This window comes from Agathobaculum sp. Marseille-P7918 (assembly GCF_900625105.1).
GTDB lineage: Bacteria > Bacillota > Clostridia > Oscillospirales > Butyricicoccaceae > Agathobaculum.
Genome location: NZ_UYYD01000006.1, coordinates 88468 through 111221, shown reverse-complemented (window position 1 = coordinate 111221; position 22754 = coordinate 88468). Strand labels below are relative to the sequence as shown.

The following is a 22754-nucleotide window of genomic DNA, read 5'->3' as shown; positions in this document are numbered from 1 at the left end:
ATAAATTTTCATTTTTTTCAATCGGTTGCGTCCGGCCGCCGGGACATGGTATGATAGACCAAGCGAAAGGAGCGTGTACCATGCGCATTTGGACGGGCCGCGCAGCAAGCGGCAAAACCACGGCGATCTTGCGGGAGATCGCACAGGCCTGCCGGAACGGGGAGGGCAAACAGGTTCTGCTGGTTCCGGAACTGAACTCGCATCAGATGGAACGCCGTCTGGCGGAAGCCACCGAAAATCATGGTGCGCGCACGGCGGAAGTGCTGACGTTTTCGCGTTTGGCCGACCGCGTGTTTTCCGAGGTCGGGGGGCTTGCGCAGCAGATGCTGACCCCGGCGGGGCAGCTGCTCACCTTGCAGGAAGCGGCGCGCCGCGTACAGGGCGGCCTGTCGGTGTGGAGCGGGCTGGCGGACAAGCCCGAACTGCTGCGCGAGGCGCTGCAGCTGGTGGACGAGTGCAAGACCTGTGCGGTTTCGCCTCAAATGTTGTTTGATGCGTCGCAGGAGAGTGAGGACGCGGCGCTTGCTGCCAAGTTGTCCGATCTCGCGCAGCTGCTGACCGCGTATGAGCGCCTGTGTGAGCAGTCGCTGCCCGACCCGCGCGACCGCCTGACTCATCTGCGCGACCGTCTGCCCGAAAGCCATGTGCTGGCGGGCGCACAGGTCTATCTGGACGGCTTTCTGGGCTTTACTGCGCAGGAGCTGGCGGTCATCGAGGCGATGCTCGCCGCGGGCGTGCCGCTGGCGGCGGCGGTCACCTGTGACTTGACCCAGCCCGAAATCTTTGTGACCGGCTGTAAGACGGTCAAGACGCTCACCCGCATGGCAAAGCGGCACAACCAGCCGGTTGAGCGCATCGAACTGGGGGCAAGCCGCTTGTCCCGTCCGGCGGGGCTGGCCGCGGTCGAGGCGGAAAGCCTGCTGCCGGTGCGCGGCGTGCACGAAGAGGCATGCGCGGGCGTGCGCCTGTATGCGGCGGCGTCTCCCTTTGACGAGTGTGAACATGCAGCGGCTTACATCCGCCGCAAGGTGCGCGACGAGGGCGCGCGCTATCGGGACTTCGTGGTCACGGCGCGGGATATCGAGCCGTACAGCGCGTTTCTGGCGATGGCGATGGCGCGGTACGACGTGCCGGTGTTCCTGGCGGAAAAGCCCGACCTGCTGTCCCGCCCGCCGATGGCGCTGGTGATGGGTGCGCTGGACGCGGTGCGCACGGGCTTCCGGTATGAAGAGATGTTTTCGTGTCTCAAAACCGGGCTGGTTAACCTGACACGCGACGAGGTGGACCGGCTGGAAAACTATGTGCTGACGTGGAACATCCGCGGCGGCGCGTGGGAGCGCGACTGGACCGAGCATCCGGATGGCTACGGCTTGCCGGTCGACGAGCACGTCCGCGCCACGCTGGACGAGCTCAACGCCCTGCGCGCGCGGGCGATTGCGCCGTTTGCCGCGCTGCGCGAACGGCTGCGCGGCGAAAACCCTGCTGCCGACTGTGTGCGCGCGCTGTATGATTTCCTGCTTGCAGTGGACGCGCCGCAGCGCATGGCGGACCGCGCCGCGGCGCACGAGCAGGCGGGGCGGCTGCAGCTGGCGGACGAGTACCGCCAGCTGTGGGAGATCCTGGTTTCCGCGATGGAGCAGTTCGCGTGGGTGTGTGGGGAGACCATGCTCACCGCCGAGCGGTTTGCGCAGTTGTTCCGGCTGGTGCTGGGCGAATATGACGTCGGGTCGATCCCGGTTTCGCTCGACCGCGTCACCTGCGGCAACATCGAGCGCGTATGCGGCGAAACGGTCAAATATGTCATTCTGCTCGGCGTCAACGACGGGCTGATTCCGAAAACGACGGCGTCGACCTCGCTCTTGAGCGATATGGACCGGGACAAGCTGGACGCGCTGGGCGTGGAGCTCAAGGCATATGGCGCCGAGCGCCTGCTCATGGAGCAGGAGACGCTGTACCGCGCGCTGGCGTGCCCGTCGGACGAGCTGCTGCTGTCGTATCACACGGCGGACGCCGCCGGCGGCGAGACGCGGCCTTCGTATTTTATCGGCACGGTGCGCAGCCTGCTGCCCGGCGTGCCGCTGGACGCACATCAGGCGCAAACCGTGCGCGACCGCTTGCAGGCTGAGCGCCCGGCGGTCGAGCTCGCGTGCGCCTATCTGTCGGGCGACCGTTCGCCCGCGGTGCGCGCCGCCTATGACTTTTATCAGGATGACGAGCGGGTGCATCGCGCCGCGGCACAGCGGCGTGGGCGCGGCCCGCTGGAAAATCTGCACACGATCGAGGGCTTGTACGGCAAGCATCTCAACCTGACCGCGTCGCGTGTGGATACCTTTTATTCCTGCCGCTTTGCGTTTTTCATGCAGTACGGCCTCAAGGCCAAGCCGCGCAAGGTGGCGCGGTTTGACGCGCTTGAAACCGGTACGTTCCTGCATTATGTGCTCGAGCATGCGCTGGCCGAGTTGGGCAAACGCGAGGGCGGCGCGGCATCTGCCGACCAGGAGACTGTCAGGCGTGTGTGCCGCGCGGTCGTGCGGCAGTATGTGCGCGAGGAACTGGGCGGACTGGAAACGCGCACGGCGCGCTTCCGTTACTTGTTCGGGCGGCTGGCGCGCACGGCCGAGCAGATTGTGGAAAATGTGTTGGAAGAGCTGCGCGTGTCCGACTTTGAACCCATCGACTACGAGGTGGATTTCTCGCGCGGGGGCGATCTGCCGCCGGTCACCTGCGAGGATGAGGACGGCGATGTGTCGCTGTCCGGCAAGGTGGACCGCGTGGACGGCTATATCAAAAACGGGCGGCTGTATCTGCGCGTGATGGACTACAAGAGCGGCAAAAAGTCGTTCTCGCTGTCGGATATCTGGTATGGGCTGAACATGCAGCTGGTGATTTATCTGTACGCCTTGCAGCAGGAGGGACTTGAGCGCTACCGCACGCGGCTGGAAGCCGAGCTGAGCGAGATCGTGCCCGCGGGCGTATTATATGTACCGGTGCGGGAGGAACTGCCCGAAGCCGCGCGCAACACGGATGAGGACACGCTGCGCGCCCTGCGCGACAAGGCGCTGCGCCGCAGCGGCCTGCTGTCGGACGACATGGAGCTGCTCGACGCGATGGAGCACGGACTGGAGGGCGACGGCCGTTTTCTGCCCGTGTCCATCAAGGTCAAAAAGGGCGAGGACGCGCCTTCGCTTGCGGCCAAAAGCGCGGTGGCCGATCTGGAGAAGTTCGGGCGGCTCGCACGCTACACGCACAAAAAGCTGCTCGAAATGGGCAAGGAGCTGCGCGCGGGCAGCGTGACGGCCGATCCTTGCAAAAAGGATAAGCAGTCGAGCTATTGCGACTGGTGCGAATTTCGCGCGGCCTGCCGCTTTGACGAAACGGCGGGCGACAAGGCGCGCTTTTTGAAGCATTTGACCGACGAAGAATTCTGGCAGCAGACGGGAGGTGAGTGACATGCCGCAGTGGACAAAAGACCAACAGACCGCGATCGAAAACCGGGGCGGCACGCTGCTCGTTTCGGCGGCGGCCGGCTCGGGCAAGACTGCCGTGCTGGTCGAGCGGGTGCTGACCCGCCTGACCGATCCGCGCGACCCGGTGGACATCGACCGGCTGCTGCTGGTGACCTTCACCAACGCTGCCGCGGCCGAGATGCGCGAGCGAATCGGCGCGGCGCTGGCGCAGGCAGTCGCGCGCGACCCGCAGGATACCCGCCTGCGCCGCCAGCTGTTTTTGGTGCACCGGGCGAAGATCACGACCGTGCACGCGCTATGCCTGTCGCTCGCACGTGAGCAGGCCGCTGCGCTCGGCATCGCGCCCGATTTCCGGTTGATGGATGAGCAGGAGGGCAAAATCCTGCGCGCCGAAGTGCTGGAAGAGGTGCTCGACGCGGCCTATGAGCGCGGCGAGCCGGGCTTTTTTGCGCTGTGCGATCTGCTGACCGCTGGGCGCGACGACAAAAAGCTGGGCGACGTGATTTTGGGCACCTACGAGAAAATTCAGGCGCATCCCGACCCGCGCGCGTTTCTTGAAACCGTGCGGCAGGGGCTGTACGCGGACGGCATGGACACGCCGCACGCTGCCGTGCTGCGCGCGCAGGCGCGTGCCGCGGCCGAGCACGGCGCGGCCTTCCTGCGCATGGCGGTGGACGCCGTGACCGGCATCGACGAGCTGTATGACACCTATCTGCCCGCGCTGACAAGCGACTTGAACCAAGCCGAGCGCCTGCTGGACGCGCTGCGCGGCGGCGACTGGGACGCCTGCGTTGAGGCGGCGCGGTCGATCACGTTTGACCGGCTTAAGGCTGCGCGCAAGTTCGAGGACAAGGCGTTTCTCGAGGAGATCAAGGCGCTGCGCGAGGAGTGGAAAACGGTTGCCAAGACCATCCGCGAAAAGTGGCTGACCGTGACCGCGCAGGAGGCGGCCGAGGACCGCGCGCTGACCGCGCCCGCGCTCTCCGCGCTGATCGACATGGTAAACGCGTTTGAGCAGGCGTTTTCCGAGGCCAAGCGCGCGCGGAACGCCGCGGATTTCAATGACCTCGAGCACTTTGCGGTGCGCCTGCTGTACGACGGGGCGCAGCCCTCGGCGCTGGCCAAAACGCTGTCCGCGCAATATGCGGAGATTGCGGTGGACGAGTATCAGGACACCAACGCCGTGCAGGACGCGATCTTTCGTGCGCTGTCACAGGACGAGCGCAACCTGTTTCTGGTCGGTGACGTCAAGCAGAGCATTTACGGGTTCCGCCTGGCCGACCCGTCCATCTTCCTGCAAAAATACCGCGCCTTTGCCGACGCGGACAAAGCGGAGGACGGCGCGCCGCGCCGCGTGGTGCTCGGGCAGAACTTCCGCTCGCGCGCAGCGGTGCTGGACGCGTGCAACTACCTGTTTTCGGCGGTCATGGGCGAAACCGTGGGCGACCTGAAATACACCGACCGCGAGGCGCTGCATCTGGGCATGGAGTACCCGGACGCAGGGCACGCACGCTACAAAACTGAAGTGCTGCTGCTGGACGCCGCGGGACTGGGCGAGGACGACGACGCGCCGGATAAAACCACGCTGGAAGCGCGGTTGGTGGCAAACCGCATTCGCGCGCTCATCGACGAGGGCTTTCCGGTGCGGGATAAGGAGACCGGGGCGATGCGTCCGGTGACGCCGGGCGATATCGTCATCCTGCTGCGCTCGCCCAAACCGCGCGCGCAGGCGTTTATCGCGCAGCTCGAGCAGGCCGGTTTGACCGCGAGCGCGGAGGAGCGCGGCGGGCTGCTGGGCACGGCCGAGGTCGGCACGATGGTGTCCATGCTGTCGGTCATCGACAACCCGCGGCAGGATGTCGATCTCATTGGCGTGCTGCGCTCACCGCTCTATGGCTTTACCGAGCAGGAGCTGGCCGACATCCGCCTGACCAACCGCAGCGTCAGCTTTTACGACGCGCTGGCCGCGTCCCGCAGTCAGTTTGACAAGGCCGAACTGTTTTTGCAGCAGCTGGACGATCTGCGCACGTTTGCCTGCGACCAGCCGGTGTACCGCTTGCTGTGGGAGATTTACGACCGCACGGGCGCGCTCGGCCTGTACGGTGCGCTGCCGAACGGTGCGCAGCGGCAGTCAAACCTGCTCGCCTTTTTCGAGCGGGCGCGCGTGTTTGAATCGCAGGGTTACCGCGGCCTGTTCGATTTTGTGCGGCTGCTGCGCGGCATGCAGGAGACCGGGGAGGACTTCCAGACCGTCGGCGCGGAGGCGACGGGCGGCGCGGTGCGCATTCTGTCCATCCACAAATCCAAGGGCTTGGAGTTCCCGGTGGTGATCGTGGCGGGCTGCGCGAGCCAGTTTAACGAGATCGACCTGCGCGAGCCGGTGCTGGTGCACAAGGAGCTGGGCTTCGGCTCCAAGTGCCGCGATCTGGCGCGCGGCGTGCAGTATCAGACGGTCGAGCGCACGGCGGTCGCGGTTCAGCAGCGACGCGAAATGGTCAGCGAGGAGCTGCGCGTGCTGTATGTTGCGCTGACACGGGCGAAAGAAAAGCTGATTATCACGGCCGCGAGCGGCACGCTGGAAAAATCGCTGCAAAAATGGGCGCAGTGGGCCATGCTCGACGAGCTGCCGCAGTACGCCATGGGCGCGGTGCGTGCGCCGCTGGCGTGGATCGTTGCGCCGCTGCTGCGGCATCCCGCGTCGCGCGCCCTGCGGGAAACCTACGGGCTGCAAGTGCCCGAACACGGCACGGACTGCGACGCATTCCTTTTGCAGGTGTTCCGGCCGGACGAGGTGGCCGAACCCACGCTGCCCGAGGTGCTGCGCTTTGCCGATGCGGACACGCAGGATTACAAGGTGCAGCCGTACCTGCGGTATCCCAACGCGTTTCTGTCCGAGCTGCCCAGCAAGCTGACTGCGACCGGTCTGGGGCGCGGCTACCGCGCGGACGAGGCTGCCGAGCAGACCCCGCCGCCGCGCCGCGAGGCCAAGCTGCGCGCGCCGCTGTTCGAGCAGGGGCAGCGCCGCCTGACGCCGACCGAAGTCGGCACGGCGCACCATTTGTTCATGCAGTTCTGCGACTTTGACGCGGCCGCGGCGCCGGGCGGCGTCGAGTGCGAGCGGCAGCGGCTGGAACAGGCGCGGCTGCTTTCGCCCGAACAGGCGGCGGCGATCGACCCGGGCAAGATCGAGGCGTTTTTCGCGTCCGACCTGTACTGCGGCCTGATGGCGCACAATCCCGTACGGCGTGAATTCAAGTTCTCCGTTCTGGTGCCGGCGGCGCGGTATTTCCCCGTGGCGGAGCAGGCGCCGGAGGAAAAGGTGCTGCTGCAAGGCGTCATTGACTGCCTGATCGACACGCCGGAGGGGTTCGTGATTCTGGACTTCAAGACCGACCGGGTGAGCGAGGACGGCATCCCGGCGCGCGCCGCGCAGTACCGCGCGCAGATGCAGGCCTACGCGCTGGCGGTGCGCGAGGTGTTTGCGCGTCCGGTGCGGCAGTGTGTGCTGTATTTCTTCCACAGCGGCGCAAGCTGGCAGACCGAGGACAGTTAAGATTGCGTTAAAATCACGGGCGGGCGGTTGACAGGGCACAGGGAACATGCTAACCTGAAAACGAAAAAAGCAAGGGGAACCGGACAAAGACCGGACGACCCCGCAACCATTTACTCGCCCATAACATTCATTCCTCATTTCCAAAAGAGGGAACCGCGGTTTGCCAGATAAACCGCGGTTCTTTCTTTTTGCGTTTTTGCATAACGGACGGCTGGCAAATAAGCGCAAAAACTGTCACATGCCCGCTTTACTTTGTTCCGCAAAAAGGATATAATAAAGATCAACATAGAATTCGGAAAACAGGAATGGAGAAAAGGAGAAACTTTATGGCATATTATTTCAGTGAACCTTCGCATACGTTCAACGAATATCTGCTTGTGCCGGGGTATTCCTCCGCTGAATGCATCCCGGCGAACGTCAGCCTGCGCACCCCGATCGTCAAGTACCACAAGGGCGAGCAGTCGGCGCTGTATGCCAACATCCCGATGGTTTCGGCCATCATGCAGGCGGTTTCGGACGACCGCATGGCAATTGCGCTGGCACAGGAGGGCGGCATCTCCTTTATTTATGGTTCGCAGACCATTGAAAGCGAAGCGGCGATGGTCGCTCGCGTAAAGTCCTACAAGGCAGGTTTCATCGTATCCGATTCCAACCTGCGCCCGGAGCAGACGCTCGCGGATGTACTCGAACTGAAGGCAAAGACCGGTCACTCGACCATGGCCGTCACCGACGACGGCACGGCCACCGGCCGCCTGCTCGGCATCGTCACCAGCCGTGACTACCGCGTTTCCCGCATGGAGCGCAACGTGCCGGTATCCGAGTTTATGACGCCGTTTGAAAAGCTGGTCACCGCGCCGGCGGACACCACCCTCAAGGTGGCAAACGACATCATCTGGGATCACAAGCTCAATTCGCTGCCGCTCGTGGATGACGAGCAGCATCTGGTTTATATGGTGTTCCGCAAGGACTATGACAGCCACAAGGCCAACTCGCTCGAGCTGCTCGACGAGCACAAGCGCTATGTGGTCGGCGCGGGCATCAACACCCGTGACTATGCGGAGCGCGTGCCGGCGCTGGTGGATGCCGGTGCGGATGTGCTGTGCATCGACTCTTCCGAAGGCTTCTCCGAGTGGCAGAGCCGCACGCTTGCCTGGATCCGTGAGAACTACGGCGACAGTGTCAAGGTCGGCGCGGGCAACGTGGTGGATCGCGAAGGCTTCCGCTTCCTGGCGGACGCGGGCGCGGACTTCGTCAAGGTCGGTATCGGCGGCGGTTCGATCTGCATCACCCGTGAGCAGAAGGGCATCGGCCGCGGTCAGGCAACCGCACTGATCGAGGTTGCCGCGGCGCGCGACGAGTATTTCCTCGAGACCGGCATTTATGTGCCGATCTGCTCGGACGGCGGCATCGTACACGACTATCACTGCACGCTGGCGCTCGCGATGGGCGCGGATTTCCTCATGCTCGGCCGTTACTTCTCGCGTTTTGACGAGTCCCCGACCAACAAGGTCAACATCAACGGCAGCTACATGAAGGAATACTGGGGCGAAGGTTCGTCCCGCGCGCGCAACTGGCAGCGCTACGATATGGGCGGCGAGGCCAAGCTGTCCTTCGAGGAAGGCGTCGATTCTTATGTACCGTACGCCGGCTCGCTCAAGGATAACCTCGGCCTGACGCTGAGCAAGGTCCGTTCGACCATGTGCAACTGTGGCTCGCTCTCCATTCCGGAGTTCCAGAAGAAGGCCAAGATCACGTTGGTATCCGCCACTTCGATCGTCGAAGGCGGCGCGCACGACGTTGTGCTCAAAGAGACTTCCACAACCAGCAAGTAAGCATCACTGCGGCAAAGGACCGCAAACTGCGTCTGAAAAGATTGCCCCGCAGGACATCTGCGGGGCAATTCTTGTCGGAAAGGGGAATGAATATGGAGAGTGGAAGCCGGAAAACGTTCGGCGCGGCGGTTCGTCTGCTGCATGGCTTGGCGTATCGGACCCGGCGCGGCGGCGGTGTGTTCCTGCGCTGGTGTGTGTTCTCGGTGGTGATCGGCCTGGTGGTCGGCGCGGTGGGCGCGGCGTTCCATCTGGCGCTCGAATGGGCGCAGGAGATGCGCGCTGTGTATGACTGGCTGCTGTATCTGCTGCCGTTTGTCGGCGTGTTCATCGCCTTTTGGTACAAGCGGGCGGATATGCCGCTCGAGCGCGGCACGAATTTCATCCTGACATCCGTACGGGAAAACCATCCGGTGCGGCTGCGCCTTGCGCCGAGCATTTTTATCACCTCGATCCTGACGCATCTGTGCGGCGGCTCGGCCGGCCGCGAGGGCGCGGCGATCCAGCTGGGCGGCGCGATCTCGGGCAACATCGGCCACTGGATGCATCTGGACGATAAGGACAGCCGCACGATCACGATGTGCGGCATGGCGGCGGGGTTTGCCGCGCTGTTCGGCACGCCGCTGGCGGCGAGCATTTTCGCCATGGAGGTCATCAGCGTGGGCGTGATGTATTACGCGGCGCTGTTCCCGTGCGTGCTCGCGTCGGTGATCGCGCACCGCGTGGCGCTGGCCCTTGGCGGTGCGACGACCGCGTTTTCGCTTTCCGGCGTTCCGCACGAGGTGGAGCCGCTGCTGCTGGTCAAGCTCGTGCTGTTCGGCGTGGTGTGCGCCGTGCTCAGCGCGGTGGTGTGCATCGTGTTCCACCGCATCGGCCATCTGTTCAAAAAGTACATTCCGAATCAATATCTGTGCATCGCTGTGGGCGGTCTGGTGGTTGTCATCGCGTCCCTGCTGCTCGGCACACGGGATTATAACGGCGCGGGCATGGCGGTCATCGAACGCGCAGTCGCGGGCGAGGCCGACTATGCGGCGTGCTTTATCAAGCTGGTGCTGACGGCGGTCACGATCGGCGTGGGCTACAAAGGCGGCGAAATCGTGCCCGTTCTGTTCATCGGGGCGACGTTCGGCGCGGCCTACGGCGGCTTTTTCGGTCTGTCGCCTTCGTTTGCGGCGGGGCTTGGCATGACGGCGGTATTCTGCGGCGTGACCAATTCGCCGTTGACCTCGATTTTGCTGGCGTTTGAGCTGTTCGGCGGCGACGGCCTTGCGCTGTTTGCGCTGGTGATCGCCATTTCCTATATGCTCAGCGGCTATTACGGCCTGTACAGCGAGCAGAAGATCCTGTATTCCAAGATGCGGCCACAGTTTATCGACCGCAAAACCAAATGAGATTGTTTCCGGGAGGAAAGAACGACATGCACGAAGTAAAAGGCGCGATTTTTGATATGGACGGCACGCTGCTCGACTCCATGCCGGTGTGGAAACGGCTGACGCAGGGATATCTCAAGCAGTTCGGCCTGAACGTGACGGACGAGGAGTATGCGGCGTGCGAGGGCTTTTCCCAGCCGCAGGTGGCGCAGTATTTCGCCGAGCGTTACGACCTGCCCGGCGGTGCGGCGGGGCTGGTGGGGGGGATGGACAAGCTGATCACATCGCGCTATGAGACGATCGCAAAGCCCAAGGACGGCGTGATCGCGTTTTTGGATGGGCTGCGCGCGCGGGGCGTCAAGATGGCGATCGCGACGCTGACCGCACGCCGCCACGCGGAAAAGGCGCTGCGCGACCGGGATATGATGGGCTATTTTGAGTTTATGCTGACCATTGAGGATGTGGGCATTTCCAAGCATCAGCCGGATATCTATCTGATGACGGCTGAGAAAATGGGGCTTGCGCCCGCGGACTGCATGGTGTTTGAGGATGCGCCCTATGCCTGCACCACGGCGAAAAAGGCCGGGTTTCAGGTCTGCGGCATGGTGGAGCCGGCCTACGCTGCGGGGGAAAACGAGCTGCGCGCGGCGAGCGACATCGTGGTGGAACAATCCTTTGACGAATTATGCGGAAAACTGTGAGAAATGGCTTGCAATCTTTTTTTATTTTTCGTACACTATTAAGTAGGTAAAAAAGCAGCTGCGCCGGACAAGTTCCGGGGCGGCTTCGTTTTGGCTAGGGGGAATGAGTCTTGGAAGAACAAAACAAAATGGGCACGGCGCGCATGGGCCCGCTGATCTTCTCGATGGCGCTGCCCGCGATGATCTCGATGATTATCAACGCGCTGTACAACATCGTGGACAGTATCTTCGTGGCGCAGTATTCGCAGAGCGCACTGGCTGCGGTTTCGCTGGTCTTTCCGCTGCAAACGCTGGTCGTAGCGATCGGCGTCGGCACGGGCGTCGGCGTCAACTCGCTGATCGCGCGCCGTCTGGGCGAAAAGCGCCGTCTGCATGCCAATTCGGCGGCCGAACACGGCATTGCGCTGGCGGTGATCGGCGGCATCGTGTTCCTGGTGCTGGGCTTTGGCCTGTCGGGCGTATTCGTGCGCGCGTTCGGCGCGGCGGAGGACGTCACGGTGCAGGCGATCCAGTATTCGCATATCGCCGTGGGCCTGAGCATCTTCGTTATGATCTCGATGATGTGTGAAAAGCTCCAGCAGTCCACCGGCAACATGATTATCCCGATGTGCCAGGGTCTTACCGGCGCCATCATCAACATCATTCTCGACCCGCTGATGATCTTCGGTATCGGCCCGTTCCCGGAAATGGGCGTGCGCGGCGCGGCGCTCGCCACCGTCATCGGCCAGATCTTCGGTATGCTGATCGGTCTGTGGGGTGTGTTTGTCCATCAGAAGGTGCTGCAGGTCAACATGCGCGAATTCAGATGGCGCATCCAGACGGTCAAGGATATTTATCGCGTGGGCTTGCCCGGCATCGTCATGCAGAGCGTGGTTTCCGTGATGACGGCCGGACTCAACGCCATCCTGATCGGTTTTTCGCAGACTGCGGTCAATGTTCTGGCGGTTTATTTCAAGTTGCAGACCTTCGTATTTATGCCGGTGTTCGGCCTCAACCAGGGCGCGCTGCCGGTCATGGGCTATAACTACGGCGCGCGCAACAAGAACCGTCTGTTCGGCGCCTATAAGATCACGCTGACAGCGGCGGTGGTCATCATGTTTATCGGCCTGATCGTGTTCCAGATCATTCCGGAGCAGATGCTGATGATGTTCGTCGATCGCACGGACGAAGCCGCAATTGCGGACATGCTCGAGGTCGGTGTGCCGGCGCTCAAAATCATCAGCCTGTCCTTCCTGGGCGCGGCCTTCGGTATCATCAATTCCACCCTGTTCCAGGCGACGGCGCGCGGCATGAACAGCTTGATCGTGTCGGTTTGCCGTCAGCTGGTCATCATCCTGCCGGCAGCATGGCTGCTGGGCAAGTTCTTCGGTCTGGCTGCGATCTGGTACTCGTTCCCGATCGCGGAGATCGCAGCGTTCTTTATTTCGTATGTGCTGCTGTGGCGTGAGTACTGCACGGAGCTGCGGTATCTGGGCGCGGAAAAGGAGAAGAAATCATGAAGCGCATTGCGAGCTTTGAAGTCAATCACGATAAATTAAAGCCGGGCATGTACACCTCGCGCATCGACGGCGATATCACGACCTATGATATCCGCATGGTGTATCCCAATGCCGGTACTTACATCCAGCCCGCGGCCGGGCACACGTTCGAGCACCTGTTTGCGACGTTTACGCGCAACTCGCGCTTTGCCGACCGCATCATTTACTGCGGCCCGATGGGCTGCCAGACCGGTTTTTACTTCCTCGTGCGCGATATGGCGCCCGCGGACGCGATTGATCTGGTGCGTGAGAGCATGGCGTTCATCGCGTCTTACGAAGGGGAGATCCCGGGCGCGAGCCGCATCGAGTGCGGCAACTATCTGCTGCACGATCTGGCGGGCGCAAAGGCGCTTGCCGCGTCCATGATTCCGGTGCTGAAAGATTGGACGGAAGAAAATCTGGTATATGAAAAATAATGCTTGCATTTTGTCGCCGGGTATGGTATCATATCCTTACGACTGCAAGAGAAATTTTGTGATTTCCCGTGGAAAGAGGTGAAACAACATGAAACAGGGCATCCATCCCGAGTACAAGCAGACCACGATCCGCTGTGCCTGCGGCAATGTCATTGAGACCGGCTCCACTAAGGAGAATATCGTCGTTGACGTTTGCTCCAAGTGCCACCCCTTCTTCACGGGCAAGCAGAAGCTGGTAGACACCGGCGGACGTGTTGATCGCTTCAAGAAGCGTTTCAATCTGGACAAGTAAGAGAAAGCCATCGAAACGGTTGCTCATGAGGCGCGTTTCGGTGGCTTTTCTGTTTGAAAATCCGCCCGATTGATGCGGGCACGCCCCGGAGAGGGGAGGAATCTGTAATATGACTGAATTGGAAAACAAGACGCAGCCGGAGCGTGCGGTATTGGTCGGACTGAGCTGTCCGTCGTTCAACGCGCAGCAGGACGCGGACGAGCGCACGATGGACGAGCTGCGCGCGCTGGCGGAGACCGCGGGCGCCGAGGCCGTTGCCGTGACCTTGCAGCGCCGCCCGGCGCCGGATGCCCGCACCTTTATCGGTGAGGGCAAGGCCGAGGAAGTGCGGCAGCTGGCGGAGGCCAACGAGGCCACGCTCGTGCTGTTCGATAACGAGCTGTCGCCCTCGCAGACGCGCAACCTTGAGGAGCTGACCAAATGCACCGTGCTTGACCGCTCGGCGCTCATTCTGGATATTTTCGCGCAGCGCGCCCGCACGGGCGAAGGCAAGCTGCAGGTGGAGCTGGCGCAGTATCAGTATATCCTGCCGCGGCTGGCCGGCATGTGGACGCATCTGGTGCGCCAGACTGCGGGCGGCGGCAAAAGCCCGATCGGCACGCGCGGCCCGGGCGAGACTCAGCTTGAGACCGACCGCCGTCATATCCGCAAGCGCATCGACAAGCTGAAAGCTGACCTTGAGCAGGTGCGGCAGGTGCGCGCGGTGCAGCGCCGCCAGCGCAAAAAGACCGAGCTGCCGCTGGTCGCGATCGTGGGCTATACCAACGCGGGCAAGTCCACGCTGCTCAATACGCTGACCGGCGCGGGCATCGAAGCCAACGACCGCCTGTTCGACACGCTCGACCCGACCACGCGCAAAAAGCGCATTTCGGACACGCAGGAGATTTTGCTGTCCGACACGGTCGGCTTTATCCGCAAGCTGCCGCATCATCTGGTAAGTGCTTTCAAGGCGACGCTCGAAGAGCTGGCCTACGCCGACCTGCTGCTGCATGTTGTCGATGTGTCCGATGAGGACTGGCGCATGCAGGCCGAAACGGTCGAAAGCGTCATCGCGCAGCTGGGCGCACAGGATATCCCGCGACTGATGGTGTACAACAAGGCGGACAAGTGCGATCCGGACGTCATCCCGTTTTTCCGGCCGGACGAAGGCGTCAAGATTTCGGCCAAGACGGGCGAGGGCGTGGACGCGCTGCTTGTGGCCATCGAGCATGCACTCGGCCGCGGCAAACACCGCGTCAAGCTGCTCATTCCCTATGCCGACGGCGCGGTGCTTGATATGCTGCACCGCGAGGCACAGATCGAGGCGACCGACTATGCCGCGGACGGCACGCTGGTCGAGGCGATCGTGGACGATAAGACCTACGGCCGCGTGATGCAGTACCGGGTGGAGGAATAACGCGCAAACGGGGAAACACGATGGAAAAAGATTATTTTGTGCCCTTCGCCGCATATGGCGAGGATAAATTTGAAGAAAAACGCTCCAAATTCACCGGGCGGCTGTGGCGCGTGGAGACAGCGGAGGAAGCGGTCGCCCGCATCAAGGAGATGCGCGAGACCTATTGGGACGCGACGCACAATTGCTATGCCTATATCCTGCGCGAGGGCAATGCCATGCGCTATTCGGATGACGGCGAGCCGCAGGGCACGGCCGGCATGCCGATTCTGGATGTGCTGCGGCACGAGCAGCTGGAAAACTGCCTGTGTGTGGTCACGCGCTATTTCGGCGGCATCCTGCTCGGCACGGGCGGGCTGGTGCGCGCCTATACCAAGGGCGCGCAGATTGCGGTCGCAGCCGCGGGCGTGCAGCGCATGAGCCTGTTTTCGGTCGCGCTGATCGCCTGCCCGTATAACTTATATGAACTGGTGCTCCATCTGCTGCCGGACTGCGATTGCGCGGTCGAACAGACCGATTTCGGCGCGGATGTGACGCTGACGGTCACGCTGCCCGCGGGCGGGGAGGAAAAACTCAACGCCGCGCTGGCCGAAGCGACGGCGGGGCAGGTGTATGCCGAGGTGATGGAGACCCGTTTCATGGGGCGGCGCATAAAATAATACAAATTTTTTGCACACAAAAGAAGGGTTTTGACGATCGATCTGGTATAAATCATTTAGACGATTTTTTCCGGACAAAAATAGGGGAGGTGCATGCCGCATGACGATCCGGGAACAGCAGGAGCAGCGGGAGCGGCGCATCCTTGCCCCTTGGGCCACGTTTGCGGACCATTCCAAGGGACGGCAGCGCGAAATGGAGCCGTGCCCCTATCGCACCTGTTTCCAACGCGACCGTGACCGCATCATCCACTCCAAGGCGTTCCGGCGGCTGAGCCATAAGACGCAGGTATTCATCTCGCCCGAGGGCGACCATTACCGCGCCCGGCTGACGCATACGCTTGAAGTTTCGCAGATCGCGCGCACGGTGGCGCGCGCGTTGTGCCTGAATGAGGACCTGACCGAGGCGATCGCCCTCGGCCATGATTTGGGACACACGCCGTTCGGCCACGCGGGCGAGCGCGCGCTGGCCGAGGTATGCCCGTTCGGTTTCCGGCACAACGAGCAGAGCCTGCGCATGGTGGACCTGCTGGAGGATCTGAACCTTACTTATGAAGTGCGCGACGGCATCGTGTGCCACACGGGCGCGAAAAAAGCGGACACGCCCGAAGGGCGCATCATCCACTATGCCGACCGCATTGCCTATATCAACCATGACATCGACGACGCGATCCGCGCCGGTCTGATCCGCAACGCCGATATCCCGCAGTATCTGCGGCGCCGTCTGGGCGACAGCCACGGCAAGCGCATCGACACCATGGTGACGGCCATGATCGAATACGGCATGACGCACCAGGAGATTGGCATGGACGAGCAGGTGCACGACGATATGATGGAGCTGCGCCAGTTTATGTTCGACCATGTCTATCACGGCACCGAGGCGCAGCGCGAGGAATCCCGCGCCAAGAAAATGCTGCGCGGACTGTATGAATATTTCGTCGCCCATCCGGATGAGCTGCCCGGCGACTATTTTGTGCTGATGACACAGGGCGAGCCGCTCGAGCGCGTCGTGTGCGACTATATCGCGTGCATGACCGACCGGTATTCGATCTCGGTCTATAAAAAATTATTTATTCCTAGAAGCTGGAACAAGATTGACGGATAAAAAATCCGGCTATCCTACAAAGGAGGTGGGCAAATGGCGTTTGACCGCGTGTTTCTGGATGAATTGTCCGCGCGGAACGATATTGTGGATGTCGTATCCCAATATGTGCAGCTGAAAAAAAGCGGCGCCAACTATTTTGGCCTGTGCCCCTTCCACAACGAAAAAACCCCGTCTTTTTCGGTCTCGCCCGACAAGCAGATTTTCCACTGCTTCGGCTGCGGCGCGGGCGGCGGGGTCATCACGTTCACGATGAAGGCCGAAGGGCTGGAGTTTCCCGACGCGGTGCGCTATCTGGCCGCGCGTGCGGGCATGCAGGTGCCCGAACAGGGCGAGGCCGACCGGAAGGCGGCCCGCCATCGCGAGCGGCTGTACGCCCTGTGCAAGGATGCGGCGCGGTTTTATTACGATACGCTGTGGAAGCCGGAGAACCGTGTGGCGCAGCAGTATTTTCTCGGCCGCGGCCTGCACCGGCGCACGATGAACCGCTTCGGGCTGGGCTATGCGCCCGACTCGTTCCACGCGCTGCTCGACGCGATGACCGCCAAGGGCTACACGCGCGACGAGATGCTGGACGCGGGACTATTGAGCCGCAGCGAGAAAGGACATGTGTACGACCGCTTCCGCGGGCGCGTGATGTTCCCGATCATCGACGTGCGCGGCAACGTAATCGCGTTCGGCGGGCGTGTGCTGGACGATTCCAAGCCGAAATACCTCAACTCGCCCGAAACGCCGATTTTCCACAAGAGCCGCAACCTGTTTGCGCTCAACCTGTCCAAGACCACGAAAAGCGGCTATTTCATCTTAGCCGAGGGGTATATGGACGTCATCGCGCTGCATCAGGCGGGATTTGACTGTGCAGTCGCCTCGCTCGGCACCTCGCTGACCGAGGAACAGGCGCGCATCATCGCCCGGCATGTCGGTCGCATCGTCATTTCCTATGACGCGGACGGCGCGGGGCAGTCGGCCGCGCAGCGCGCGATCGACATTTTGAAAAAATGCGATTTGCAGGTCAAGGTGCTCCGGATTCCCGGGGCGAAGGACCCGGACGAGTTCATCAAGGCCAAGGGGGCGGATGCGTTCCGCGCGCTCATCGAGCGCAGCGAGGACCACAACGCCTACCGGCTCGAGCAGATCGCGGCCAAGTACGATCTGGAGGACGACGAAGCGCGCGTGCAGTTTTTGCGGGACGCGGCGCGCATGCTTGCCGGCATCGAGAGCAGCATTGAGCGCGAGGTATATGCCGGCCGCGCGGCCAAGATGGCGGGCGTGACCGCCGAGGCGATGAATGTCGAGGTGCGGCGCGAGCTGAACATCCGCAAGAAAAAGCAGAAGGCCGCCGAACGGCGCGAGATCCGCTCGCCGGTCGGCATGGCGCAGCCCAAGGACCGCACGCTTGCCTATGCAGATGTCAAAAGCGCCAAGGCGGAGGAGAACGTGCTGCGGCTGCTGTTTTACGATCAGAAGCTGGCCGTGGGTCTGGAAAAAGAATTGCCGCCGGCGTGGTTTTCCGCGCCTGTGCTGCGTAAGATATATGAGCGCGTGCTCGCGCTCGACCGGGAAGGCCAGATGGTGGATATCCTGTCGTTTGAGGGCTGGCTGGAGGCGAATGAAATGAGCCTCCTGTCCGCTATCCTCGATCAGGGCATCCCACCGGGCGAACACCGGCAGGAAATGCAGGAATACATAAACACCATACGCATGCAGCGAGTCAGAGACGGTACGATCACCGAAGCGGGCGAGGACCCGCTGCTGACCTTTGGACGAATAAAAAAACAAAACGCGGGAGGACAAACGATATGACGACGACGGGCAATGCAAACGCACCGGAGCAGGCAGTGGACCAGCAGCAGGTACTCAAGGATCTGCTGGCGCTGGGCAAGAAAAACGGACGGCTGACGCTCAAGGAGATCGCGGATGCGCTCGGCCAGCTGGACCTGGAAAGCGACGATATCGATAAACTGTACGAAACGCTCGAGAGCATGGGCATCGAGGTGGAAACCGAAGGCGTGCTGGAAAAGGCGCTGGGCGACGATGATGACGAAGTGTTTGAGCCTAAGGACGTCGAGGAAGTGCCCGAAGAGGAACTGATCGATACCTCGGCGATGGCCGAGACCTTTGCCATCGACGACCCGGTGCGCATGTACCTCAAGGAGATCGGCAAGGTGGATCTGCTTTCGCCGGAGGAAGAGGTCACGCTCGCCGAGCAGATGCAGAAGGGCAACGAGGCCGAGGCCCGCATCAAGGCCGAGGGCGACGCCATTCCCGCCGAGGAGCGCGCCCAGCTCGACCGTGACGTCAAGACCGGCGAAAAGGCGAAAAAGCGTCTGGCGGAGGCCAACCTCCGTCTGGTGGTTTCGATCGCCAAGCGTTACGTCGGCCGCGGCATGCTGTTCCTCGACCTGATTCAGGAAGGCAACCTCGGTTTGATCAAGGCGGTCGAGAAGTTCGACTCGACCAAGGGCTTTAAGTTCTCGACCTACGCGACCTGGTGGATTCGTCAGGCGATCACGCGCGCGATCGCGGACCAGGCGCGCACCATCCGTATCCCGGTGCACATGGTGGAGACCATCAACAAGGTCATCCGCGTGTCGCGCCAGCTGCTGCAGGAGCTGGGCCACGATCCCAGCCCGGAGGAGATCGCCAAGGAGATGAGCATGCCGGTAGACCGCGTGCGCGACATCCTCAAGATCGCGCAGGAGCCGGTGTCGCTCGAGACCCCGATCGGCGAGGAAGAGGATTCGCATCTGGGCGATTTCATCCCGGACGACGATGCGCCCGAACCGGCCGAGGCGGCGTCCTTCATGCTGCTCAAGGAGCAGCTGGTGGAAGTGCTCAAGACGCTCACCCCGCGTGAGGAAAAGGTGCTGCGCCTGCGCTTCGGCATCGAGGACGGCCACACCCGCACGCTCGAGGAAGTCGGCAAGGAGTTCAATGTCACGCGTGAACGCATCCGCCAGATCGAGGCGAAGGCGCTGCGCAAGCTGCGCCATCCGTCGCGCTCGAAAAAGCTGAAGGATTTCTTAAACTAAGGAAAAAAGAAGAAAAGGCGCTCAAATGAGCGCCTTTTTTGTGTTGGTATGACTGGTGCGTAAGCCGGGTTCTGTCGTGGACGGTCATCTATCTGGGACGCGCGTTGCCGCGCGCCTCAAGCCGCCGGTCGGGACGGCCGGGCAAGCCATGGTCCCTGTCGGCGTTGCTGCGGATAGAGTTTACAGGCCCCCCATGTCACCATGGGGCGCGGTGAGCTCTTACCTCGCCTTTCCACCCTTACCGGTCAGAAGACCGGCGGTATATCTCTGTTGCACTATTCCTGGGGTCGCCCCCGGCGGACGTTATCCGTTATCCTTGCCCTGTGCAGCCCGGACTTTCCTCATGCCGTCAGGCACGCGACCGTCAGCACCAGTCACGACATCCAGTATACCGCAAAAAAACGTCCCCGTCAAACCGGACTTGCAAAAAGGGGAAAAATCCTGTATACTGTAACCTGTGAAAAAGGCGGTGTAACGCAAATTATGACAGCTTTAGAACAATACTTGGGCGGCCTGTCGGATAAGCGGGTCGGGGTCATCGGCGCAGGGGTGAGCAATATGCCGCTCATCCGCATGCTGCGTGCAGCCGGCGTTCGGGTGACCGTACATGACAAAAAGGACCCCACCGAACTGGGGGACGGCTATGCCACACTGGCGACGCTCGGCGTGGATTTCGTGCTGGGCGAGCATTATCTGGATGCGCTGGACGAAGACGTGATCTTCCGCACGCCGGGCGTGCATCCGCGGTTTCTGGAAAAGGCGCGCGAGCGCGGCTCGGAGATCACCAGCGAGATGGAACTGTTTTTCACGGTTTGCCCGTGCCCGATCATCGGCATCACCGGCTCGGACGGCAAAACGACCACCACGACGCTGGTCAGCGAGATTTTGAAGCACGCGGGCTATACCGTGCATCTGGGCGGCAATATCGGCACGCCCTTGCTGCCGCGGGTCGGCGAAATGAAGCCGAAGGACCTTGCGGTCGTCGAGCTTTCCTCCTTCCAGCTGATGGGGATGAAGCATTCGCCCCATGTTGCGGCGATCACCAACCTGACGCCCAACCATCTGGACTATCACAAGGATTTCGACGAGTATGTGCAGGCCAAGACGGCGATCTACCGCAGCCAGACCGAGAATGACCGTCTGGTGCTCAATCTGGACGACGAGGTCACGCGCACGCTGCATGCGTCGGGCAACCTGTTCTGCACGAGCAAAAAGCAGGAACTTGCCAACGGTGTGTTCCTCAAGGATGATGTGATCTATATCGCGGACAACGGCGCGCGGCGTGAGCTGATGCCGGCGGCCGATATCCGGATTCCCGGCGCGCATAACGTGTATAACATGATGATGGCGGCGGCCATCGTGCAGGGCTATGCCTCGGACGACGATATCCGCGCGGTGGCGACCACGTTCGGCGGTGTCGAGCACCGCATCGAGTTTGTGCGCGAAAAGGACGGCGTCAAGTACTATAACGACTCGATCGCGTCCAGCCCGACCCGTACGATTGCGGGATTGGAGTCCTTCCAGCAGAAGGTCATCCTGATCGCGGGCGGTTATGACAAGCACATCCCGTATGATGTGCTGGGCAAGCCGATCTGCGACCATGTCAAGCTGCTGTTGGTGACCGGCGCGACCGCACCCAAGATCCGCGACTGTGTGCTTGCGGTCGAGGGCGAGCATCCGCCCATCCTCGAGGTGGAAAACCTTGAGACCGCAGTCCGCGAAGCGGCGGCACGCGCGGAAGAGGGCGACGTGGTCATCATGAGCCCGGCCAGCGCTTCGTTTGACCGTTTTAAGAACTTTATGGAGCGCGGCAAGCTGTTTAAATCGCTGGTGGAAGCGCTGTAACGGCATATAATCCAAAGAAAAGAAGGCCTTCGGCAATGTGCCGAAGGCCTTTTCGTTTATATTTTGCCGGAGGAAAACGCGTGCCGGACGCATAGGAGCGTCAGAATGGCTGTCACGGCTTCGACGGCGGGGAAGGCAGCCCAGACACCGGCGACGCCGAACAGCGCCGCTAGCGCGAACAGGATGGGCGGGATCGCCGCCACGCCGCGCACCAGCGAAATGGCAAAGCCGGTGGCGGTGTGGTCGGAGGCGCTGAAAAACGAGGCGGAAACGATGTTGAGCCCCGCGCACCAGAAGCCGAGAAAGTAAATGCGCAGGCCGGGCACGGCATAGCCCGTCAGCACCGGGTCGCCCGCACTGTTGAATGCCGCGGCAATGGGCACCGCAAAGGCAAACACCAGCACATACAGCAAGGTTGCGATGCCGAGCGCGGTGACAATACCATAGCGGTACAGGCGGCGCAGGGCAGCATGGTCGCCCTCGCCGCTGCTGCGGCTGACCAGCGGCTGCATGCCGGTGCTGAGGCCCTGAAAGATCGCGATGGCGACGAGCGCCAGGTTGGCGATGATGCCATAGGCGGCAACGGCGGTGTTGCCCGCCAGACGCAGCAGGATCAGGTTGAACAGCAGCAGCACCACGCCGGAGGACGCTTCGCTGATGAGCGAGGACAGGCCGGGCGCGCACAGCGAGGGCAGCGCGCGCAGCTGCGGACGGCAGCGCAGCAGATGGAAGCCGCGGTCAGGGCGGCGCAGATGGCCGATCTGCAGCAGGATGCTGATGATGGGGGACACGCCGGTGGCGAGCGCCGCGCCGAACATACCCATGCCAAGCGGGAAGATGAACAGGTAGTCAAACACGATATTGGACAGGCTGCCGATGACCATGCCGCGCATGGCACGGCCGGGGTCACCGTCGTTGCGCACAAAGGCAAGCAGCACATTGTTCATCACGAAAAAGGGCGAAAAGCTCAAAAGCGTGCGCAGATAGACGCTGGTCAGCGGGAAGGTCTCCGCATCCGCGCCCAGCAGGCGGGCAAGCGGCGCCGCACCCAATCCGCCGAGCAGCAGAAACACCACGCCGATGCCCAGACCGAGAAAAACCGCATGCGTAAACGCGCGGTCGGCGCCTTGCGTATCGTTTTGCGCGCGGCAGATGGAAAAATGCGTCGCGCCGCCCACGCCGGTCATCAGCCCCAGTCCGTTGAGCAGGTTAAACGCGGGAATCGCGATGTTGAGCGCGGCAAGACCGGTCGCGCCTGTGCCGCGGGAGACGAAAAAGGTGTCGGCAAGGATATAGCAGGAAATGCCGATCATGCCGAGGATGTTCAGCCAAGCATAGTGGCCGAATGTGCGCAGATTGGCGGTTTGATTCATGGGTTTCCTCCTAAAACAAAAAAGCGCCAGCCTTTCCATCTTCAAAGGCCTACGATGGAAAGAATGACGCTCAAATTTTTATCCGGCGATAAAAATCCGGGTGGATGCAGTTTGCAAAATCCAGTATAGCACGGCAAAAAAACGCTGTCAAGCGGCAGAAAAAACCGCCCCGCGCCGAAAAAGGCAC

At 61.9% G+C, this 22754-nt stretch carries 15 protein-coding genes and 1 other RNA gene; 14 read left to right on the top strand and 2 right to left on the bottom strand.

Features of this window, described 5'->3' with window-relative positions:
- Positions 1-80 precede the first annotated feature (80 nt).
- The 13 genes from EJL02_RS09800 to rpoD all read left to right on the top strand — a co-directional run bounded on the left by EJL02_RS09800 (position 81) and on the right by rpoD (position 19349).
- Complete coding sequence (locus tag EJL02_RS09800) at positions 81-3449, top strand: PD-(D/E)XK nuclease family protein (protein ID WP_164510375.1); 3369 nt, start codon at positions 81-83, stop codon at positions 3447-3449.
- 1 nt (position 3450) lies between these two features.
- Positions 3451-7020 (top strand): helicase-exonuclease AddAB subunit AddA, encoded by a 3570-nt coding sequence (addA, locus tag EJL02_RS09795; protein WP_125116228.1) that lies wholly within the window; start codon positions 3451-3453, stop codon positions 7018-7020.
- Positions 7021-7346: 326 nt separating this feature from the next.
- Positions 7347-8852 carry an IMP dehydrogenase gene (locus EJL02_RS09790; RefSeq protein WP_125116227.1) on the top strand — a complete coding sequence of 502 codons (1506 nt, stop codon included), beginning with the start codon at positions 7347-7349 and terminating at the stop codon, positions 8850-8852.
- Positions 8853-8944: 92 nt separating this feature from the next.
- Positions 8945-10240, top strand: coding sequence for a chloride channel protein (locus EJL02_RS09785; RefSeq protein WP_125116226.1), 1296 nt, complete (start codon positions 8945-8947; stop codon positions 10238-10240).
- 26 nt (positions 10241-10266) lie between these two features.
- On the top strand, positions 10267-10920 hold the full coding sequence (locus EJL02_RS09780) for an HAD family hydrolase (RefSeq protein ID WP_164510374.1): 654 nt from the start codon (positions 10267-10269) through the stop codon (positions 10918-10920).
- A 110-nt stretch (positions 10921-11030) separates the two neighbouring features.
- Positions 11031-12419, top strand: coding sequence for an MATE family efflux transporter (locus EJL02_RS09775; RefSeq protein ID WP_125116224.1), 1389 nt, complete (start codon positions 11031-11033; stop codon positions 12417-12419).
- Entirely contained in the window at positions 12416-12874 is a 459-nt protein-coding gene (locus tag EJL02_RS09770; RefSeq protein WP_125116223.1) for an S-ribosylhomocysteine lyase, read from the top strand. Before EJL02_RS09775 ends, EJL02_RS09770 begins: the two co-directional genes overlap by 4 nt.
- 88 nt (positions 12875-12962) lie before the next feature.
- Positions 12963-13166 (top strand): 50S ribosomal protein L31, encoded by a 204-nt coding sequence (gene rpmE / locus EJL02_RS09765; RefSeq protein WP_031475830.1) that lies wholly within the window; start codon positions 12963-12965, stop codon positions 13164-13166.
- Between the two features lie 109 nt (positions 13167-13275).
- Positions 13276-14562, top strand: coding sequence for a GTPase HflX (gene hflX, locus EJL02_RS09760; protein WP_125116222.1), 1287 nt, complete (start codon positions 13276-13278; stop codon positions 14560-14562).
- Positions 14563-14582: 20 nt separating this feature from the next.
- On the top strand, positions 14583-15218 hold the full coding sequence (locus EJL02_RS09755) for a YigZ family protein (protein ID WP_125116221.1): 636 nt from the start codon (positions 14583-14585) through the stop codon (positions 15216-15218).
- Between the two features lie 100 nt (positions 15219-15318).
- Positions 15319-16320: a deoxyguanosinetriphosphate triphosphohydrolase gene (locus EJL02_RS09750; RefSeq protein WP_125116220.1), complete on the top strand. Its 1002-nt coding sequence runs from the start codon at positions 15319-15321 to the stop codon at positions 16318-16320.
- Between the two features lie 33 nt (positions 16321-16353).
- Positions 16354-18120 (top strand): DNA primase, encoded by a 1767-nt coding sequence (dnaG, locus tag EJL02_RS09745; RefSeq protein ID WP_125116219.1) that lies wholly within the window; start codon positions 16354-16356, stop codon positions 18118-18120.
- Positions 18117-19349, top strand: a complete 1233-nt coding sequence (rpoD, locus tag EJL02_RS09740; protein WP_125116218.1) for an RNA polymerase sigma factor RpoD — start codon at positions 18117-18119, stop codon at positions 19347-19349. Before dnaG ends, rpoD begins: the two co-directional genes overlap by 4 nt.
- Before the next feature lie 45 nt (positions 19350-19394).
- Here the strand turns inward: rpoD and rnpB are convergent.
- Positions 19395-19726, bottom strand: an RNA gene (gene rnpB, locus EJL02_RS09735) — RNase P RNA component class A.
- 106 nt (positions 19727-19832) lie between these two features.
- Between rnpB and murD the strand changes: the two genes are divergently transcribed.
- The gene (murD, locus tag EJL02_RS09730; RefSeq protein WP_125116217.1) at positions 19833-21194 is read left to right on the top strand and encodes a UDP-N-acetylmuramoyl-L-alanine--D-glutamate ligase; all 1362 of its coding nucleotides are present in this window, start codon (positions 19833-19835) and stop codon (positions 21192-21194) included.
- Positions 21195-21250: 56 nt separating this feature from the next.
- Here the strand turns inward: murD and EJL02_RS09725 are convergent, their stop codons facing one another.
- On the bottom strand, positions 21251-22567 hold the full coding sequence (locus tag EJL02_RS09725) for an MATE family efflux transporter (RefSeq protein WP_125116216.1): 1317 nt from the start codon (positions 22565-22567) through the stop codon (positions 21251-21253).
- Between the last annotated feature and the right edge of the window lie 187 nt (positions 22568-22754).